We start from the raw sequence: 18,286 nt of genomic DNA, 5'->3' as shown, positions 1-18,286 counted from the left end.
GATGGATCTGCGGCGGTCATGATGATGGCCAACGGGGATATTCCTCGACTGGGCCCCTGCTCGCCCGATCATAGCTGAGTTTGGCCAAAGAGAATATCGAGCCTCCATCGGCCCATGAGATGGTTCCCTCACTATTCAGAGGCAATTGCAACAGCCGCCAGTGGGCTCCTCGCTTGTATACTGATCGCAACAACTGCGAAAGGGTGTCGGCACCATCCGACGAATCAATTGATGATGCAACGTGATACTCCGACGAAATCAAGCTGGTCCCGGCTTTCAAATTACTTCGCTGGCTCGCACCTCGAACCGGTTCCTCGACTGTTGGATCGCATCTTTTTTGCCTGCAGTTTTCTTGCCATAGTTTTCGGGTACTTTGAATTCTTGACCCATGGGGTACAGCTTTCGCAACTGCTTGTCCTGTGCATTTCCGCTGTTTCATTAATCGTCTCGCGCCAATTCATTTGGCTTGGTTCTCTAGGCTCCATGCTGGCAATTCTTCTGTCCGCAGCGTTCGGCTTGGACCCAATCTTGTTGTGGACCGTAACGGTATTCATTGTCTTCTCAGCGACCCTTCGCGGTGCCAATGTCTTCAGCATGTCCGCGCTGGCTGCAGCTACCTCCTTCTCCAGCGCTGTCATTGCATATGGATTTGGGGCCAGCACCCATCAAGCCTTGATATTTGTGGCCATTGCTCTTGCTGTTTGCGGCATGGGCAGTGCCATCTACAGCTACTTCAGATATCGGCAAGAGCAAGATCAGCGAATTCGCGATGCCGGAATGAAACGCGTCGCTGAGATCAACAAACGTGTCTCAGATGAAAGACTGCAGATCGCCCGGGACCTTCATGACTTGGTGGGACACGAAATCGCCATGCTCGGCATACATCTTGGAGTCGCTGAAGTGCACACCCCAGCTGATGCAACCAAAGTTCAAGAATCATTGGCTGCTGCCCGAGCGAACATACAATCCGTACTTGCCGAAACCCAACAGATTTTGCACGTTTTGCGTTCCGACGAGGTCATCACGGATAATTCCAACCTCGCAACACCAGCTCTTGACGGACTGCCTCATCTGATTTCGACGGTGCAAACGGCGGGTCTGAAGGTTAATGATCGTCTGGCACTGGTGCCGCCAAACCTCAATCCCGAGGTCAGCACCGCTGCCTATCGAATCGTTCAAGAAGCCTTGACCAATGCGCAACGTCACGGAGTTGACCCCGTTGATGTGTGCACTGAAGTGACCGCGGAATTCTTGGTCATCACCATCCACAATAAAAAATCCGCCACCCAACACATTCAGGAAGGCAGCGGACTCGGTTTAGTTGGAATGAAAGAACGCACCGAATCCGCAGGAGGAAAGCTCTTGATAGAAGACAAAGCCCAGTCCTTCAAAATCACCGCTACCCTGCCATTGGCCGGAGGACTCGACTAAATGATTCGCATCATGATTGTTGATGATCAAGAGATGATTCGTATTGGCCTGCGAGGCATCCTCTCAGCCCAATCTGAAATTGAGGTAGTGGCTGATGCCAGCGACGGCTTGCAAGCATTACAGTTGCTCGAAAACCATGAAGTTGATGTCGTGTTGATGGACTTGCGTATGCCGGGCATCGATGGGGTGGAAACCACACGCAGAATCCGCGAAAAATTCAGCGGTGAACAACTACGAATCCTCGTCTTCACAACCTTCGACAATGATGAAAATGTCTTCGTTGCGCTTAAAGCAGGAGCCAACGGCTTTCTCAGCAAGGGTGCCAGCCCTGCAGAGCTCGCGGCAGGCATTCAAGATGTTGCAACCGGTGGTGGGGTGCTCTCGGCAACGGCTTCCGCAGCGCTCATTGGTCATGTGGCGCAACAAGCTCCGGCAAGAGTTCCGGCTCCGGAGCAACAGGCGCAGCTTGAACTCCTCACCGCCCGTGAACGTGACGTGGTTGTCGCCATCGCCCAGGGACTGGACAATCAACAGATCGCGGCCCAAATGTTCATTTCACCCTTTACGGTAAAAACACATGCCAACCGAGCGATGAATAAGCTCGGTGCTCGGGATCGGGCCCAACTGGTTTCCTTTGCATACCAGACAGGACTAATGACCTAGTTGCTCTCAGGCGGTCATGCCGCTCTGTAGGGCGGGTGCCTCATGGCGTGGGTTCCGTGCATTGGGGCACTTGATCATCAAAGATTGGGGTTGCAACGTGCACCGATAACCGTAGGCGGCACCAATCCAGTCGCCATCTACTTGGAGCGGTTCTTGCAGGGCACTGCGTACTTCAATACTTTGACCGCGAGTTCTGGTGACGTATTTGCGGGAGTTCGCTTGCCCGGTGGCCACGTCCCAAATGAGTCTGGCCCAATCAACGGCTGTGTGCGGCGCCAACGTAATTGCGTCCAATAGCCCGTCCGAAGGGTCTGCCTGTGGCATGATCCGCAGGCCCATGGTCAAGGTTCCAAAGTTGCCAACCATCACGCCTCTCGTTGATTTACTGCGCTGCATTCCGTGTTCGTTGCTTACAGTTGTTGCGCCAGTTGGCCTGAAAATCGAGCTGAAAGCAGAAACAATATAGGCGGCGTGCCCTAGCTGGCGTTTAAGGTTTTCACCAGCGCCGGCGACAACGGCTGCGTCAAAACCCATCCCGCACATCACTAAAAACAGGTGACGTTCGGCGAATTGTCCCGAATCTTCCCTATCTACTTCCAACCAGCCGGCATCGATGAGTTGCGTATCGCCCTGGCAGATCACGCTGACTGCTTGGCCTAATGCCCTCCGCGGGATTCCTAGCCCCCGTGCTAGGAGGTTCCCCGTGCCCATGGGAAGAATGCCTAGCGGGGTTTGGGCCCCAATGAGTTGCTCGGCCACAGTACGGACGGTTCCGTCTCCACCAGCTGCCACAACCATATCGACACCAAGTGTTTGAGCTTGAAGCGCTTCTGCTGTGCCACGGGATTGTGCAGTTGTTTCCATGAAGATCGGCTGCGACCAGCCTTCAGCAATAAAGCATTGGGTGATGAACTGAGCGAATTCTTCGAGCTGGGTCCGGCGTGAAAATTTTCCCGGATTGATGATGACTGCCGCGACAGGCAGTCGCTCAACGGATAATTTCTGTACTGGGCTTTGTGGATTTCGCATAATTCAAGATTCGCAATGAATCGCCTGGCATACATCGGCTACTTGAAGCGATGAATGTACTGCTATTGCAGTACATCCAACTCGATTGATTCCACTGGCGCCACGTACAGATCATCCCCGAAGATCAATGCGAGATCTTCGGGGATGAGCTTCAACGAGGCAGGAAATTAGACCAGAATGTCGTCGGCGGAGCGTCCTTCCTGCTGCTGTTCTACGCGATCCAGGGAGTGGCCCTCGGCGTCAACATTAGGAACAATGCGGTCCAGCCATCGAGGCATCCACCAAGCAGCGTTGCCTAAGATGCTCAGCGCTGCTGGCATGAGAACCATTCGCACCAAGAAAGCGTCGGCCACCACACCAATCAGCAGGCCGAAAGCAATCGAAGCGCCGATGGCAAAGGATGAACTGGCGAATCCTGCGAACACAGCGGTCATGATGCCGGCAGCGGCTGCGACCACTGGTGCCGAACGGGAGAACCCTTCGATAATTGCCTGCTTGGATGGCAAACCCTTGTGGTCCATTTCCTGGATTCTGGAGACCAGGAAGACCTGATAGTCCATGGCCAGCCCGAACAGGACGCCGACAAGTATCAGCGGCAGCATGCTCATCATCGGATCCCCCTGTGGTGCCGCAATGAGTGGATCCAGCCAGCCCCATTGGAAGACTGCCACGCTGGCGCCGAAAGCAGCACCTACGGACAGCAGATAGCCCACGGTAGCAATCAATGGAACCAACAGCGAGCGGAAGAGCACAATCAGCAGAACCAGGGAAATCGTTACAATGACAATGACATAGCGGACTAAGGCTTCCTTCATCTGCTGATCTTGATCAATGCCCATTGCCGTTTCACCGGTCACTTCAAGGTGGACACCTTCAATGGAATCAGCATCCGCACGCAGTTCATGAACAATATCCTTGGTGCTCTGATCTATCGGGCCGGCATCCGGAGCAACGATGAATTGAGCTTGATGCCCCTGTGAAGTGACTTTGGAACTCATGATCTGTTGAACTCCAGGAACGTCAAGAATCTGTTGCTCGATCTGCTCCTTGTGGGAGTCCAGCTTGTTGCCCTGCGCGGTCACAACCAGAGGGCTCTGGATGCCGCCGAATTCATCAACTACCAGGTTGTAGGCTGCCCGTTCGGTGGACAACGGGTCCGTGCCCCCGGGAATATTGAAAGCAGTCTTCATGGTCAGCATTGGCGCAGCAACCAACAAGAGGATCACCAACCCGCCAATCAGGCTCGCTACCGGACGCTTGACCACGAAGGACACCCAACCAGTAAAGAAGCCCGTCTTTGGCTTGCTTTCATCGGAAATAAAGATTCCCTCGGCAATCTCACGGCGAGCCCTACGGGAGAGCACCTTGGTACCCATAAGACCAAGAAGCGCTGGCAATAGCGTCAAGGAAATCAACACGGAGACAGCAACCACGAAAGCGGCGGCCATGCCCATCTGCGTGATGGTAGAAATGTTGGCGACAAGCAGTGCCGCTAGGGCAACGATGACCGTCAGGCCAGCGAAGACGACTGCGGTGCCGGCAGTACCCGTTGCCCGTGCAATGGCGTCAGGAATTGAACGGCCAGAACGTAGCTCGGCGCGGTAGCGGGAAATAATGAAGAGCGTGTAATCGATACCCACCGCGAGGCCGAGCATGGCTGCCAAAATGATGGAATTGCTGTCCAATGGCTTGAGCGTCCCGTAGGCCATGATGCCGAGCAGACCGGTGCCTAGACCGAATACTGCAAGCAACAGGTTGGCTCCAGCTGCCAGTAGGGAGCCGAAGGTAATAGCCAAGACTACGAAGGCGAGGATGACGCCGACGCCTTCTCCCGGGCCTTGTTCCGGCGCCCCCAAGGGAACAAGATTTCCGCCTAGTTCTACGCCAAGGGAATCGGGCGCATTCTGCTGAAGCTCAAGCGCTGCCGCATAGTCGGACTCCCGTTGTTCATCGGTGAGCTGGCCGTAGCCAAGTGTGGCAACGGCAACCGACTGGTCCTTCGAGATGAAGGGGCGCTGGGCATCCAACGGATCACTGACGGTTTCTACGTCTGGTAGCCGCTGTGCCTGGGCAAGAACGCTTTTGATTTCCTTGGCGTTCTCCGCCGAGAGGACATCGCCGGAGTGCGGGTTAAAAACCAGTTGAAGTTCAGGCGCAGCCTTCACAGCTGCCTGTTCGGCAGCATTGGCCGAGCCATCTGGTGAGGAACCTTTGCCTGCGGCGAACACGCCGGCAAAGATGACAAAGATCGCGAGCCAGGTGGCGATCACCACCCATCGGTGGCGGGCGCTAAATCGCCCGACGCGGGACAAAAACAGAGACATGGGACTCCTTGAACTCGAATGATTTCCTAACCTCTACTTTGTCGTTTTTGCAGTTGGCGGGAATCGTTCAAACAGACCTGCCTTTGTACTGCGTTTGCAGTACTGGCCAATCATTGCGGTACTTGACTCATATATTTTGGCTCCTACTAGACCGCAAAGAGCCGATGGCCTTTTCCCGGAGGGAAAACGTCACCGGCTGCGTGCTCAGCGGATTTTAGACTTTAGTCAGATCGCGTGCTGAGGGTGCATCAATTTCTGGCTATTTACGGATGCAATACCAAAATCGAGTGCACGGCCTGGCCGAGGGGTATGAATACCAAGCAATGGCCATCGCTCTAGAAGGCGGTTGGCACTGGCACGAATGGGCCCAGCCAGTGGGCCAAGGGCCACGCCAATTTATACCGCGCGGCTCGTCGTATGCGGCAGTGCACCGCGCCGGCGGGACAGCACCAAAATTGCTGCTCGTCGCCAGCTTGTCTAAAGCCCCGGTGCGAGTGCGCGCTCTGGCGGCGGGCCAACGACCTGCAGGTCCAGATCCGGGTTGGCCTGGATTCCCGCGATCACGGTCGAGGGGTCGACCAGCCCTTCGGAATACACCGGGGCACTGGTCGGCTCGGAGGTCACATCGAAGAACTTCTCGAACACCCCGCCCGTGAGCAGCCCGAGCATCTGGGTATTGTGCGCGCCGATGGCAAAACTGTGGATCGTCCCGGCCGGCGCGTGCAGGAAATCGCCAGCGGTCAAGAGCACTTCCTGGCCATTGACCCACAGCCACACCCGTCCGGAAAGGCAAACGAAGTTTTCGGTATGCAGCCGGTGGAAGTGGCGGATGATGTAGGGCTGCACCGCGGCCAGCGTATTCACCGCGAAGTAGCGTCCACCGGTGTTGGACGGCCGGGCCAGATAGCTGTTCAAGGCATCGGGCCAGGCCCGATGCTCGCCACCCCCGGCGCTGAGGAAATATCCGCCGCTGCCCTGTGGCAGCTCCAGCGAGCCGGCAGCCTCCACACCTGGCGGGAACTGCAGGTCCGCCGCGCTGAGGGAATCCATGGTGAACAGATGCTTCTCGGTGCGCGAGCCGCCACCCAACAGGTCGGCGAGCGCGCCACCGGGTGCGCTGAACAGGAAGATCCGCGTCATGTGGCTCAACAGCCGATACTCCAGGGTTTCGCCCGGAGCCACATGGAATGAATCTCCTTGCACCAGGATGCGGGTGCGTCCGGCAATGGTGGCTTGCACGCTTCCGTCAACAACAAAGAAGGAACGCTGCACGGCGTCCAGCGCGGAACCAGCACCCTGTGCGCCAGCGGGCCCCAGGATGAAGGCCGCTTCGAAGAGCCCTCCAGTGTCCTGGGTTCGGGCAACCACGGTCACGAGCTGGCCGCCAACCTCATGGCGTTCGCCTTCGCCCGAAGCCACATAATATGGCACTGGTTCGCCGGGCAGGGCATTGATCACCGGGGCGAGCGCGTGAATGCGCTCCAGGTCGATCTCGGTCATGGTGAAACATCTCCTTGGTCAGTGGGCGGATGCGGCGGGCAAGCCGCCAGGTATGTAGACAGGAAATTCTCGATGGCATCGAATCCGAACGAGGTTGCCCGGGGCTCTGGATGACTGGTGTCCCTGAGCTCGGCCACGGCACGAACCTCGGTTTCCAGCCGGCCGTCGTCCATGACGGCGGCCAATTCGACATCCAGTCGTCCCGGAGGGTTGATGAATCCGTGGCGGTAGCCCTCCAGCAGATACAGCTGGGCATGAATCGAATGGGATTTCAGGCGCTGATAAAGCATTTCCGAGTGGATTGGCGGAACCAGCGAATCGGAGGTGCCGTGGCAAAGAAGGAAGGGTGGCGCCTGATCCGAGACATGATTCAGCGGGTTGGCGGCGCGGGCCTTCCGGGAGCCTGCTTCGCTCTGGGGATCCAGTGCCAGCAGCCGTCCCTCAGGAGTCTGGTCCCAGGACCGCCCGGCTGGCCGCTGGGCAATGATCAGCTCAAGGTCAACCGGCGGGTAGCACGCCACCACGCAACTGACCCGGGCATCTGCTGGCGCGCCGGCAGCGGTCGAGGAGGCCTCCAATGCGGCCAGGGCGGCAAGATGGCCGCCGGCCGAAGCACCCCACAACCCGATGCGCTGGCCATCAATCCCCCACTGTGCTCCCTGCGTGCGCAGGTGGCGGATCGCAGCGATCACATCATCGAGCTGGGCGGGGAAGGCCGCCTCGCCCGAAAGCCGGTAGTCAATGGAGGCAAACGCGATGCCGGTACGGCTGGCGATGGCAGCCAGATCGGGGGCCAGGGTGCGGTCGCCGGCAAACCACCCGCCCCCGTGCAGCCACAGCACCACCGGAACGGGACCGGCATTGGTCAAGGGAATATGCAAGTCCAGCAGCTGCGTAGAGCCGTTGCCACAGGCGTATTCCAACGCTGATTCGCTGCGCACCGGATAGCTCGATGAGTGGGAGGTCATGGCTTTAATTTTCGTGGCTGACAACGTTTGCTGGCCATCAGGAAAAACCGAATCATCCTTCGGAAATCCCGAAGCAACAGGTCAACGCTCGCTTCACTTGCGCTACAGTCGAAGCGTGGACCTAACCCTGCACCAATTGCGCTGTTTCATCGCGGTGGCCGATACCCTGCATTTCGCCCGTGCCGCGCAGCTCCTGCACGTGAGCCCATCCACGCTCAGCGGGCAGATTTCCACTTTAGAACGCCAGCTGGACCGCAAGCTCTTTGAACGCAGCCCGCGCGCGGTGCTGCTGACCAGCCATGGACAGGAACTGGTGCCGCTGGCCCGCGAGGCACTGGATGCCGCTGAACGCATTGCCCTCTGGTCCCGGGCGCCGAAGGATCAGGTGGTGCAGATCGGCACCCCGGCCTCCAGCGCTGGTTTGCGTGCCATCCTGCAAGCTGCCGCCGCTCAGCTGCCCCGGGTGGACTTGAGATTGCGGCCCAGCGGCTTCACTGGAGGATTGCGCGCGCTCAGCACCCGGCAAGTGGACTGCGCACTGCTCTTCGATCTGGATCCCAATGCGCAGTACGCAGGAGTGCAAACCGCATTCCTGTGGTCCGAGGAGCTGGTCGTGGCCCTTCCCGAAGGGCATCGGTGCGCCAGCCAGGACCGGGTGGACATTGCGGATCTGTTAGGCGAGACGCTGATTGGCCCAGCCGTTGACGAATCGGCAGATGAAACGCCCCGGCCCGGCTGGTACGAGACCATAGATCCCTTGCTGCCACTGCGCTGCTCCGTCAAGTCGCTGGTGGACTCGGCGGATGAGGCCATGGAACTGGTGGCGGCAGGCATCGGGTTGAACATCGCCGGCTCCTCGGTCATTTCCTCGTATACCCGTCCCGGGGTGCGTTTCGTCCCGCTGGAAACCGGGCACCGGGTCTCGGTCCTGCTCGCCACCCGCGACGAGCAGCCCGCGTCCGAGGTTGCGGCCTTCCTGGAGGTTGCCGCGAGGACCGTGGCTTAGGACGCCATCGGCCCCACCGGGCGGGACTCGGATTCTTCCAGTGCGGCTGCCCTCGCGTCCGATGCGCGGAAGACCACCACGGAGCTGATGACGGCCACACCCAGGATCACCAGGGCAACGCCGAGCATGGTGGCGAAGCCCCCAGTGGCCTGGATCAGGCTTCCGGCCAACAGCGGGCCGATGGCCAGGCCACCGCCGATCACCAGATTGGCCGCATTCATCACTTGGGCTCCGCCCACTCGGGAGACCTCGGCGAGCAGGAACGGAAGCAGCCAGCTCCAGGCGATCTTGAAGAGCACCGCGGCGGCCACGAAGCGCAGCAGTCCCGGAGTGCCGAAGAGGCAGGCGATGGAAACCGCCATGACTGCGAATCCGGCCAGGACAAAGTATTTGCCGAATCGGTGCTCGCCCACCAGCGTGCTGGACAAGGAGGAGAGCACCCCGAAGATCGTGGCGATGCCGATCAGGCTCGACGCGGAATCCAGCGTGATCCCCGAACCGATCGCGATCTGCGCCGTGAAGGTCCATACGCCGCCCAAGGCCACGTAAAAGCAGAGCACCGCCAGCAGCGCGCAGCCCAAGGGCAGCAACCGGGCCCTGGCCGCTGGCTGATCGCTGGCCGCTGCCTGTAATTCATCGCCCTTCACACAGGCGATGCAGCCCAGGCACAGGGTGGCCAGCACCGCCAGGGTCAGGTAGACCGCGGCCACCGGGCGTTGCGCGTAGATCAGCGGGAACAGGAACAGGATCACCGCGCCCATGGCCAGCTGGCTGACCACGAACAGCCCGTAGGCCCGGGAGGGATTGGCTGCCTTGGCGCTGAGCGACAGGATCACCACGATCACCGATCCGGCGGCAAAGGAAGTGAGGGCCCGAATGCCCAGGAGAATGGCGAAGCTGCCGGCCACGGCCGAGGCCACGTTCCCGGCGGCCACAACGGCCAGGCACCAAAAGGTCAGCGTGCGGATATTGACCCGGCGCAACCAGAGGAAGGCGGGCACCGTGGCCAGCGAGAAGCAGCCGAGTTCCACGGAGGCGATCAGGCCCACCTGCGCTGGTTCCAGGCCCAGCTGGGCGCTGAGCTTCGAAGCCAGCACCGGGGCCACCAGCAGCACCGCGTTGAGCACGGCGGAAATGGCGGCGATATAGATGTAGATCCTGCGTTCTGCGGTGTCAGTGTTGGAGGACATGGAACCTATGCTCCTGTGATCTGGCGGCGCTAGCCGCGTGCTGAAGAGGTTTGCGCCGCATAGACGCGGCGTCCGGCGAAGTAGGTGGACTCGGGGCGCAAGTCGACGAGCTGCTGGACCGGGACGGCCATCGGGTCGATGGGCAGCACCGTGAAGTCGGCGGACTTGCCGGTTTCGAGGCTTCCGGTGACATCGGCCAGGCCACAGGCCTCCGCGGCCGCCCGGGTGTAGGCGGTCAGCGCCTCGGCGATAGTCATCGCCTGCTCCTCCCACAACGCTCCGGGGAAGGAACCGCTGGGATCCTTGCGGGTAACCAAGCCATAGATGGCCGGCCAGGGGTTGGGGCTCGGCGCCACCGGCCAGTCGCTGCCGGCGGCGATGCGCGCCCCGTGCTCGAGCAGCAGGCGGTTGGGCTGCACCCGGGAAGCCTGGGGCTCATCGAGGACCTCGTGGAAGGTTTCGGTGATGACTCCCGGATACCAGATGGCCGGGGAGATATCGGCCGATACTTCCAGCTCGGCGAAGCGTGGCAGGTCGTCGGGGTGGATGAACTGCCCATGGGCCACCTGGTATCCGACCCCGGTGAATCCGGCGGCCCGCACCTGGGCGACGGCGTCGAGCACCGCGCGCACCGAAGCATCTCCGGTGCAGTGGATTTTCGCGCCGATCCCCAGCTGCGCGGTACGCAGCAGCCAGCCGGCCAGCTTGTCCTGGCTCATGGTCATCCTGCCGTGAGAACAGGGGTCGGCCTCGGTCGCGCCCTTGTAGGGGTCCAGGAAGGCGGCGGTGCGCGTGGGCGGCACCCCGTCGAGGAAGATCTTGATATAGGTGGGCCGGTGGTGTTCGCTGGCGGTATCCGGCATGGACTCGATAACTGGTTGGCCCACTGGCTCGTAGCCGAAGATGAACTCTTCGACGGGTGTGGAGGAAACCACCCAGGCATTGAGCTGTCCGGCCGTATCGAGCCGGTGGACCGCCTGCATGATCTGCATCGATGTCGCCGCATCCTGGAATCCGGTGATGCCGAAGGCGTTGCATTCGGCCACGCCGCGGGCGCTGGACTCGATGAGCTTGTCCAGCTCGAAGGGATCCAGGCGTTCCTTGGCCTTTTCGGCCATCATGCCCGCTGCTTCCACCAGCCACCCCGTAGGATTGCCCTGCGCGTCGCGGTAAATCTGGCCGCCAGCCGGGTCCGGCGTATCCCGTGAGATTCCTGCCAGCTCGAGTGCCAGGGAATTGGCCCAGCGGTTGTGCAGCGAGTCATCGGTGAGCAGGACCGGATGCCCAGCGCTGGCTTCATCCAGCCGGGCAAGGGCCTGCGCGGTGTTCACCTGGTCGATGAGCCCGGACCCCACCGAACCGCCGGTGAGCCAGGCGCCCCGGGGCAATTCGGCGGCCTCTTTTGCGATCTCGCTCAGGATCCCGCCCAAGCTGGCGGTGGGCGGGATGCAGAAGTCGAAGAGCTCCTTCTTGCCGCCTTGCGCGTGGTGGATATGGGCGTCGATCAGCCCGGGCAGGACGGTGCGGCCACCCAGATCCACCTCCTGGGCTCCGGCGGCCAGCAGGTCGCGGGCGGCATCGCCAAGGGCTGCGATCCGGCCGCCGGACACCGCGAAGGCATCCACGGTGGTGAGGCTGGCGTCCATGGTGTGGATCGTGGCATTGGTGTAGACGAGGATATGTTCGCTCATGGGTGCTCCAGGAAAGTCGGGTCGGAATTCAGGCAGGGCAGCATTCAGGACAGGGCATCAAAGGAAATAGTGGGAAGATCCACCATGTGGGCGCCTCCGTCGGCCACCAGGGTGGCCCCGGTGATGTAACTGGAATCGGAGCCGAGCAAAAAGGCGATGGTGCCGGCGATCTCCTCGGGGTCCGCCGGACGTCCCAGCGGCACATGCTCGGTGACCTTGGCGTAGGCTGCCGAACGGCCGTCCAAGCCCATGGCCGCGCAGAGCTCGTCCATTTCGGCGTTGGCCATGTCGGTGCGCACCCACCCGGGGCAGATCGCATTCACCCGCACCCCATGCTTGCCGTAGTCGCGGGCCATGGAACGTGTCAGCCCGATCAGGGCATGCTTGCCCACGGTGTAGCCGGCCACCGAAGGGCCGGCGGCGATGCCCGCCAGCGAGGAGATGACGGCGATCCGGCCCCGGGTGCGGGACAATTCCGGCAGTGCCGCCCGGCAGAGCTTGAAGGCTGTGGTCAGGTTCGCGTCCAGGCTCGTGGCCCAGAACTCGTCATCGGTGTCGACCACCGTGGAGAAGCCGTGTCCCCCGGCATTGGCGAGCACCGCGTCAAGACGCCCGAAGCGGTCCAAGGTGCCGCCGACCACTTCCTGGACGCTGGCGGTATCGGTCATGTCACCGGCCAGCGCCACCGCTCCGATTTGCTCGGCGGCCACGTTCAGCGGGTCGATCCGCCGGCCCGTCAGGACCACGCGGTAGCCGTCGCGGGCCAGCCTGCGCGCTGCCGCCAGCCCGATGCCTGTGCCCCCTCCGGAAATCAATGCCACCGGCGCGCTCATTTGCCGCCTCCCAGGACTGCCGGGGTGGCGCCTGCAAGGTGCGCTTCGACGAGATCCATGACCACCGGAACCACCATGCGCTCGATGAAATCGGCTTCCTCGTCTCCGTGCCGTTCAGCGGCCCAGCCCAGATAGGTCAGCCCGCGGCCCAGCAGCAGGTCGTCCCAGGCATCGAAGAATCCGGCCGGCACATCTGCGCGCTCGGCCAGGTAGCCGGCTTCCAGCCCCCGGCGGTATTCGGCCAGCCGGGGGTGTGCGGAATAGAAGAACAGGACCGTGGCCAGATCAAAAAGATGCCAGCCGGTGCCGAAGTCGTCAAAGTCGATCAGCACCGGGCCAGCGGCGCTGACCAGGACGTTCTCCGGGGTCAGATCCGCGTGGATGACGCCGAAAACCGCCTCGTTCCGGCTCAGCTTTCCCATCCGGCCATGCAGCGAGAGCATGGCCCGGCCGATCTTGGCCCGCTGCTCCGCGTCGAGGCAAGGCAGCTTGGCCGGATCGCCCCACAGTGGAGCAGCGCCAGCCAGGCCCTCGTGGTCCCAGGTTCCGCGGTCGAAGCCCGCCGGGATTCCGATGGCCATGGAGGCCAGATGAAGTTTGGCCAATTCCTTGCCAAGCTCCTGGAAATCCTTGCCACTCAGCGCATCGGAACCAGCCAGCGCCTCGGAAATGTCGCCCATGGGCGAGACTTCGGGGATCCAGTGCTGCAAATCGATCACCACGGTGTTCCCGTCCTCGATCTCCACTGTGCAATTGAGCTGCCCATCCAGGGTGCGGATCAAGCGCGGCACCGACAGCCCGCGCTCTGCCAGTTCCATGAGGTAGGCCGCCTCGGTGGACAGCTGTCCGGCGGTGCGATAGCCCAGCCGATGCAGCCTGGCCGCGTAGCTGGACCCTTGGCCTGCATCAACACGGAAGACGTGGTTCTCCCGGTACTTCACCAGTTCCAGATGCGCGGTGCTTGGCATCCCGTAGCGGGGCAGGACTTTTCGTAGTGCGGCTTCGGCACGGCTTGGTGAAATCATCGGCTCTCTTCCTGGCGGCTTTATTTGTGACCGTGGTCATACACTAGTAAAAAGTTGTACATCGTGTTTGTCAACTGAACACAGTGTTCAATTTTTTTCTTTTTATGGTTATGCTGGTGTCCAAGGGCGGTGCCAGAAGAGCTGGCCCCGGGATGACAAGGAAGCAGGAGCGGGACAATGATCGAAGAATTGCCGGCCATGAGCCAGCGCGAGCGCAACCGCGTACGCACCCGGAACGACATCCTGGATGTCGCGGCCCAGCTGCTCGGCGACGTCGGCTATTCCGGCACCACCTTGCAAGAAATCAGCAAGCTTGCCGGAGTCGCTCGCGGCACTGTCTACGCTTATTTCCCTGCGGGGCGCGATGAAATCGTGCGCGCCGTCTACCTGCGGCTTGCCGACGAGGTGGTCCAGCGCGGCAATGCGCTCCATGCACAGGCCGAGGGGCTGGAAATGCGCATTCGCGCCCTGGCCCGCGCCCTGACCGAAGCCAGCGCGGACCCCAAGGGGCGGTTCTACGGCATCATGGGCGCGGATCTGGTTCCGGTGCTGGCCGGAGTGACCGGAACCGCTTCCCGATCTTTTGAGAATTTCATCCGCGATGACCTGGTCATGGCCCTGCATGAGGGGCTGCTGATTCCCGGCATCGCCATCGAGGCACTCACCGTGGCGCTCTCCGGCGCGCTGCGCGCTTCGGGCAGCCGCGCGGCCGCGGACCCCGAGAGCGTCGAAGACCAGATCAACGCCCTGGGCGCCCTGGCGCGCGGTTTGATCGCTGCCTGAACATCACCTTCCGAAAGGACCTGCCATGACTGAAATCGCCCAGAACTCCCTGCTTTCCGAACCCACAGCCGCCCTGATGGCCCGTCGCGTGGCAACTATCGGCCCGCACTCGCCACTGTTCTATAACACGCCGCTGGAGCTGGTGCGCGGCGAGGGAGCGTGGCTGACCGATGCGCAGGGACGCACCTACCTCGATGGGTACAACAATGTGCCGCATGTCGGACATGCCAACCCGGTAGTGGCCGATGCGGTGAACCGGCAGCTGCGCACTATCAACCTGCACACCCGGTATCTGAACCACATGGTGGTCGATTACGCCGAGGCGCTGCTGGATACTTTCAACGGCGAATTGGATCGGCTCTTTCTCGTCAACAGCGGCTCCGAAGCCAATGAACTGGCATTGCGCATAGCCCGCCAGCACACCGGGAACCGGGGAATCCTCGTATCGGATTTCAGTTATCACGGGAATACGAGCTCGCTGGCGGAACTCACCACCGGACTGGAGGTCCACGAGGAGTTCGGGTCCCATGTGCGCGCGGTGCGAATCCCGGATGCGACCGGAATGGATGCACAGTCCGCAATGGCCCTGCGGGACCGGGCGCTGGCCGAGGTCGACGCGGCGATCGCCTCGTTGCAGGAGGCCGGGCACGGGATCTCGGCATCCCTGCTCGACCCCATTTTCTCCACCGAAGGCCTCTTGAACGTACCGCCCGGATATATCGAAGGGCTTGCACAACGGGTGCAGGCCGCCGGGGGCCTGTTCATCGCCGATGAAGTGCAGTCCGGGTTCGGCCGGCTTGGCAACCACATGTGGGGCCATCAGCTGTATGCGATCAAGCCGGATCTCGTAACCCTCGGCAAGCCAATGGGCAATGGGCACCCGATCGGAGCGGTCATCACCACCGAAGCGCTGCTCGATGAGTTCGGTGGCCGAAACATGTACTTCAACACGTTCGCCGGCAGCCCGGTGTCCTCCGCCGCGGGGCTCGCGGTGCTCGGTGAGATGCGCGAGCGCCAGCTGATGACCCACGCGCACGCCACGGGAGAATTTATCGCCGATGCCATGCGCGAGATCGCAAAGAGCAGTCCCCTGATTGGCGCGGTGCGTGGCCAGGGCCTGTTCTTCGGCTACGACATTGTGCGTCCCGAGGCTCCCGGCCAGCCCCATCCGGTGGCCGCCAAGCAGCTCATTGAACTCATGAAGGACAAAGGCGTGCTGATCAGCCGCATCGGCCGGGACGACAATGTGCTCAAGATGCGCCCGCCGATGGTTATCGAGCGCGAGCAGGCGCAGCTGCTGGTGGATCGGCTGGCCGAGTCGGTCGCCGAAATCACCTCCGGATTGTCCTAGGACAGGAAACGGGCCGCGTCCGCTCGGCCCCGGAAGCCAACACTGGCCCCGGGGCGCGAGCCGCCGCCCTTGCCTAGGAGGTCACCGCCATCTTCGCTTGCGCCTGGCGCACCGCCCGGGCATAGGCCATGGCGCTGGGCTTTGGCGTGCGTTCCAGGGTCTGCCGGTCGACTTCCAGCAGGCCGAGCTTGGGACGGTAGCCGAAGATCCACTCGAAGTTGTCCATGAGGGTCCAGTGGCAATAGCCCAGCACCGGGGTGCCGGCGGCTATCTGCTGTTCCAAGGCGGCCAGGGCCTGCGGAATGAACTGCGCGCGCAGAGAATCATCGTCAATCTGGATTCCGTGCTCGGTCACCAGCACCGGCACCCCCGAGACCTCGTGGGCGTAGCGGACGGCCCCGGCGAGCGAGCCCGGGTCAACCACCGATCCCATGCCGTTGCGCTGGCCCTCTAGCTGGACTTCGCCGTCTGGCCCGTGCAGGAAGGCCTCATAATTCTGCACGCCAATGAAGTCATCCTCCCGTGCCACGTCAAGCCAGTGGTCGTAGACGGCCGCGCGCCGGGCATCCCTGCGGGCTTCTCCCCCGGGCAGCGCCCGCTCATCGGCAATGGCTATGGAAATCCCCACCGGCACATCAGCCCGGCGCGCCTTGATGGCCGATTTGGCCATGCGGTGGGCCACCGTGAAGGCCTGCTGGAAGTCATCCTGGACATTCGAGGGGATGACATTCGAGGCAAAGTAGCTGTCGGTGCCGGCTGCTTGGGCAGCGGCTTGGAGCATTTGCCGCTTGATCTGCTCCGCTTCCGGGGGCAGCTTCCCGCCGGCTTGCAGGAGCTGTTCCAGATTCGGTTCATTAATGGTCACGGCCGCAGTGAGCCGGTCCCCGACGCGCTGCATCACCCGGTCCACCTGCTCGGCAAAACGCTGTGCCGCGTCTTTGGCCAGCCAGGAACCGGCGGCCGAGAACCAGTGCGGCGAGGCAAAATGGTTGAAGGTGGCCAGCGGGGCGAGCCCGCGCTCAAGGGCCGCATCCACCACCGCTTCGTAGTGGTCCAGCTCCTTGCCCACAACGGTGCCGCGCTCGGGTTCGATGCGGGCCCATTCGATCGAAAAGCGGAATGCGTTCAGGCCCAGGGCCGCCACCTGGTCGAGGTCGGATTCGTAGCGCTCATAGGCGCCGCAGGCACGGCCCGAGGGCTCGCTGAACAGCGTGGGCTGGATGTTTTCGAGGTACCAGATGTCGCTGTGCTGGTTGTTTCCTTCGTTCTGGTGCCCTGCGGTGGCAACGCCCCACAGGAAATCATCGGGATAGTGGCTCATTGTCAAAGTGCCTTTCGAATGTCAGTGGATCAGGTGGAAATGGGGTGCTTGCCGAACCTAGCGGGCTCCGCGCACAAAGAGGATCGCGAATCCGCCGGCAACGGCGGCCATGGCCCCGGCGAGGAATAGCGCCGAGAAGTTCGGCCCCGCGCTGGTAGCGCCGATGGCCAGCAGGACCGGGGCGAGCGCCGAGACAATGGTGACGGGCAGGTTATCCGCGATCTTCAAGATCCCCAGGTCCTTGGCCGGGTTGGTCTTGTCGGGCAGGATCTGGGTAGCCAGCACCAGTTCCACGGCGAAGTACACTCCTTGGCCTAGGCCCACCACGGTGCAGGCCACGAGGTACATGGGCAGGTTCGATGCCGTTGATGCGAGCACCAGGCCGAGGCCCAGGATTACCGCGGCGGCCAGGATGAATGGCTTGCGCACGCCCAGCCGGTCGCTGATCCGGCCGATCACCGGGGCCACCAGCATGGTGATGCCGGCATTGAGCACCACGGTCATGAGGATCGCGGTTCCCAGCGAGGACGGCTCCAGATGCAGGCGCTGGAGCATGTAGATGGCCTGGTAGCCGTTCAGCGCGGCCACCCCGGAGAAAACCAGCATCCGCGAGGTGAAGACCCAGGCGAAAGCGCTGTGCCGGATCGGGTTGACCCAGAAAATCCCCAGCAGCGCCGCTGCGGTGCTGCGCGGGCGGCGCTCGGGATGCCGCAGATCTCGCACCTTGAGGGCCAGGGCGAGCAGGCTGAGGACCGCCAGCGCGGTGGGAATACCCACCAGCGGCACCAGATTGTCGCCGAAAGGCACCGCGACCGCCATGCCGAACAGCGCGCCCAGCGGGGTGCCCATGCTCAACAGCGCGGTGGCCGGGCCGCGGCCGTCTTCAGGCAATTGGTCGGTCAGCAGCGCAATGACGCTCACGTTCGCGGTCACGAATCCAAAGGTGATCACCAGGTGCGCCAGGACAAAGAGCGGCACAGTGCCAGCCGCGACCAGCAGCACGCCGCCAACGGAAAAAGCGAGCGCAGCCAGCAGCAGGAACGGCCGGCGGCGGCCCCATCGCGAACGCGACCGGTCGCTGAGCGCACCAACCAGTGGCAGCGCGAGCAGGGTGAGGACCCCTGCCACCGCGCTGGAAATCGAGATGGTCGTCGTCGCCGTCGCTGCATCC

15 protein-coding genes are annotated in these 18,286 nt (G+C 62.0%); 5 read left to right on the top strand and 10 right to left on the bottom strand.

Annotated features, from left to right (window positions below; translation table 11 throughout):
• The first annotated feature begins 231 nt into the window (after window positions 1-231).
• Both H6F58_RS01215 and H6F58_RS01210 read left to right on the top strand, forming a co-directional pair.
• The gene (locus H6F58_RS01215; RefSeq protein WP_186467974.1) at window positions 232-1,431 is read left to right on the top strand and encodes a histidine kinase; all 1,200 of its coding nucleotides are present in this window, start codon (window positions 232-234) and stop codon (window positions 1,429-1,431) included.
• Window positions 1,432-2,094 (top strand): response regulator transcription factor, encoded by a 663-nt coding sequence (locus H6F58_RS01210; RefSeq protein WP_195180897.1) that lies wholly within the window; start codon window positions 1,432-1,434, stop codon window positions 2,092-2,094.
• Window positions 2,095-2,100: 6 nt separating this feature from the next.
• Here the strand turns inward: H6F58_RS01210 and H6F58_RS01205 are convergent, their stop codons facing one another.
• The 4 genes from H6F58_RS01205 to H6F58_RS01190 all read right to left on the bottom strand — a co-directional run bounded on the left by H6F58_RS01205 (window position 2,101) and on the right by H6F58_RS01190 (window position 7,915).
• Window positions 2,101-3,123 (bottom strand): diacylglycerol kinase family protein, encoded by a 1,023-nt coding sequence (locus tag H6F58_RS01205; protein ID WP_146276767.1) that lies wholly within the window; start codon window positions 3,121-3,123, stop codon window positions 2,101-2,103.
• Between the two features lie 167 nt (window positions 3,124-3,290).
• Window positions 3,291-5,447 (bottom strand): MMPL family transporter, encoded by a 2,157-nt coding sequence (locus tag H6F58_RS01200; RefSeq protein WP_146276769.1) that lies wholly within the window; start codon window positions 5,445-5,447, stop codon window positions 3,291-3,293.
• Between the two features lie 477 nt (window positions 5,448-5,924).
• Window positions 5,925-6,947, bottom strand: coding sequence for a cupin domain-containing protein (locus tag H6F58_RS01195; protein WP_146276771.1), 1,023 nt, complete (start codon window positions 6,945-6,947; stop codon window positions 5,925-5,927).
• A complete protein-coding gene (locus H6F58_RS01190; RefSeq protein ID WP_146276773.1) occupies window positions 6,944-7,915 on the bottom strand; it encodes an alpha/beta hydrolase in 972 nt (323 codons plus the stop codon). The genes H6F58_RS01195 and H6F58_RS01190 overlap by 4 nt, the downstream gene beginning before the upstream one ends.
• 115 nt (window positions 7,916-8,030) lie before the next feature.
• Here H6F58_RS01190 and H6F58_RS01185 point away from each other — a divergent pair, with 115 nt between their 5' ends.
• The gene (locus H6F58_RS01185; protein ID WP_186467975.1) at window positions 8,031-8,921 is read left to right on the top strand and encodes a LysR family transcriptional regulator; all 891 of its coding nucleotides are present in this window, start codon (window positions 8,031-8,033) and stop codon (window positions 8,919-8,921) included.
• On the opposite strand, the gene H6F58_RS01180 is transcribed toward H6F58_RS01185, so the two are convergent.
• Genes H6F58_RS01180 through H6F58_RS01165 form a run of 4 tightly spaced genes read right to left on the bottom strand, consistent with a single transcriptional unit; the run spans window position 8,918 to window position 13,660 of the window.
• Complete coding sequence (locus H6F58_RS01180) at window positions 8,918-10,111, bottom strand: MFS transporter (protein WP_195180896.1); 1,194 nt, start codon at window positions 10,109-10,111, stop codon at window positions 8,918-8,920. The two genes, H6F58_RS01185 and H6F58_RS01180, sit on opposite strands and share 4 nt — an antisense overlap.
• 29 nt (window positions 10,112-10,140) lie before the next feature.
• Window positions 10,141-11,802 carry an amidohydrolase gene (locus H6F58_RS01175; RefSeq protein WP_195180895.1) on the bottom strand — a complete coding sequence of 554 codons (1,662 nt, stop codon included), beginning with the start codon at window positions 11,800-11,802 and terminating at the stop codon, window positions 10,141-10,143.
• A gap of 44 nt (window positions 11,803-11,846) precedes the next feature.
• Window positions 11,847-12,635, bottom strand: a complete 789-nt coding sequence (locus H6F58_RS01170) for an SDR family oxidoreductase (protein WP_195180894.1) — start codon at window positions 12,633-12,635, stop codon at window positions 11,847-11,849.
• On the bottom strand, window positions 12,632-13,660 hold the full coding sequence (locus H6F58_RS01165; RefSeq protein ID WP_195180893.1) for a phosphotransferase: 1,029 nt from the start codon (window positions 13,658-13,660) through the stop codon (window positions 12,632-12,634). Before H6F58_RS01165 ends, H6F58_RS01170 begins: the two co-directional genes overlap by 4 nt.
• A 177-nt stretch (window positions 13,661-13,837) precedes the next feature.
• On the opposite strand from H6F58_RS01165, the gene H6F58_RS01160 reads away from it, so the two are divergent.
• Complete coding sequence (locus H6F58_RS01160; RefSeq protein WP_195180892.1) at window positions 13,838-14,443, top strand: TetR/AcrR family transcriptional regulator; 606 nt, start codon at window positions 13,838-13,840, stop codon at window positions 14,441-14,443.
• Between the two features lie 25 nt (window positions 14,444-14,468).
• Window positions 14,469-15,794 (top strand): aminotransferase class III-fold pyridoxal phosphate-dependent enzyme, encoded by a 1,326-nt coding sequence (locus H6F58_RS01155; protein ID WP_195180891.1) that lies wholly within the window; start codon window positions 14,469-14,471, stop codon window positions 15,792-15,794.
• A 73-nt stretch (window positions 15,795-15,867) separates the two neighbouring features.
• Here the strand turns inward: H6F58_RS01155 and H6F58_RS01150 are convergent, their stop codons facing one another.
• Entirely contained in the window at window positions 15,868-17,115 is a 1,248-nt protein-coding gene (locus tag H6F58_RS01150; RefSeq protein WP_244652219.1) for a family 1 glycosylhydrolase, read from the bottom strand.
• 57 nt (window positions 17,116-17,172) lie between these two features.
• Window positions 17,173-18,286, bottom strand: a 1,114-nt coding sequence (locus H6F58_RS01145) for an MFS transporter (protein WP_195180889.1), incomplete at its 5' end; no start/stop codon positions are given.

Source organism: Glutamicibacter sp. FBE19 (genome assembly GCF_015524875.1).
Taxonomy (GTDB): domain Bacteria; phylum Actinomycetota; class Actinomycetes; order Actinomycetales; family Micrococcaceae; genus Glutamicibacter; species Glutamicibacter halophytocola.
The sequence above is the reverse complement of the archived record's forward strand: the minus strand, read 5'-3'. Positions and strand labels throughout refer to the sequence as shown.

Excerpts from the sequence above, each read along its gene's own strand:
- H6F58_RS01170 (WP_195180894.1), bottom strand. The coding sequence starts at position 12,635 with ATGAGCGCGCCGGTGGCATTGATTTCCGGAGGGGGCACAGGCATCGGG.
- H6F58_RS01215 (WP_186467974.1), top strand. The coding sequence starts at position 232 with ATGATGCAACGTGATACTCCGACGAAATCAAGCTGGTCCCGGCTTTCA.
- H6F58_RS01175 (WP_195180895.1), bottom strand. The coding sequence starts at position 11,802 with ATGAGCGAACATATCCTCGTCTACACCAATGCCACGATCCACACCATG.
- H6F58_RS01165 (WP_195180893.1), bottom strand. The coding sequence starts at position 13,660 with ATGATTTCACCAAGCCGTGCCGAAGCCGCACTACGAAAAGTCCTGCCC.
- H6F58_RS01150 (WP_244652219.1), bottom strand. The coding sequence starts at position 17,115 with ATGAGCCACTATCCCGATGATTTCCTGTGGGGCGTTGCCACCGCAGGG.
- H6F58_RS01160 (WP_195180892.1), top strand. The coding sequence starts at position 13,838 with ATGATCGAAGAATTGCCGGCCATGAGCCAGCGCGAGCGCAACCGCGTA.
- H6F58_RS01180 (WP_195180896.1), bottom strand. The coding sequence starts at position 10,111 with ATGTCCTCCAACACTGACACCGCAGAACGCAGGATCTACATCTATATC.
- H6F58_RS01155 (WP_195180891.1), top strand. The coding sequence starts at position 14,469 with ATGACTGAAATCGCCCAGAACTCCCTGCTTTCCGAACCCACAGCCGCC.
- H6F58_RS01205 (WP_146276767.1), bottom strand. The coding sequence starts at position 3,123 with ATGCGAAATCCACAAAGCCCAGTACAGAAATTATCCGTTGAGCGACTG.
- H6F58_RS01210 (WP_195180897.1), top strand. The coding sequence starts at position 1,432 with ATGATTCGCATCATGATTGTTGATGATCAAGAGATGATTCGTATTGGC.
- H6F58_RS01195 (WP_146276771.1), bottom strand. The coding sequence starts at position 6,947 with ATGACCGAGATCGACCTGGAGCGCATTCACGCGCTCGCCCCGGTGATC.
- H6F58_RS01190 (WP_146276773.1), bottom strand. The coding sequence starts at position 7,915 with ATGACCTCCCACTCATCGAGCTATCCGGTGCGCAGCGAATCAGCGTTG.
- H6F58_RS01200 (WP_146276769.1), bottom strand. The coding sequence starts at position 5,447 with ATGTCTCTGTTTTTGTCCCGCGTCGGGCGATTTAGCGCCCGCCACCGA.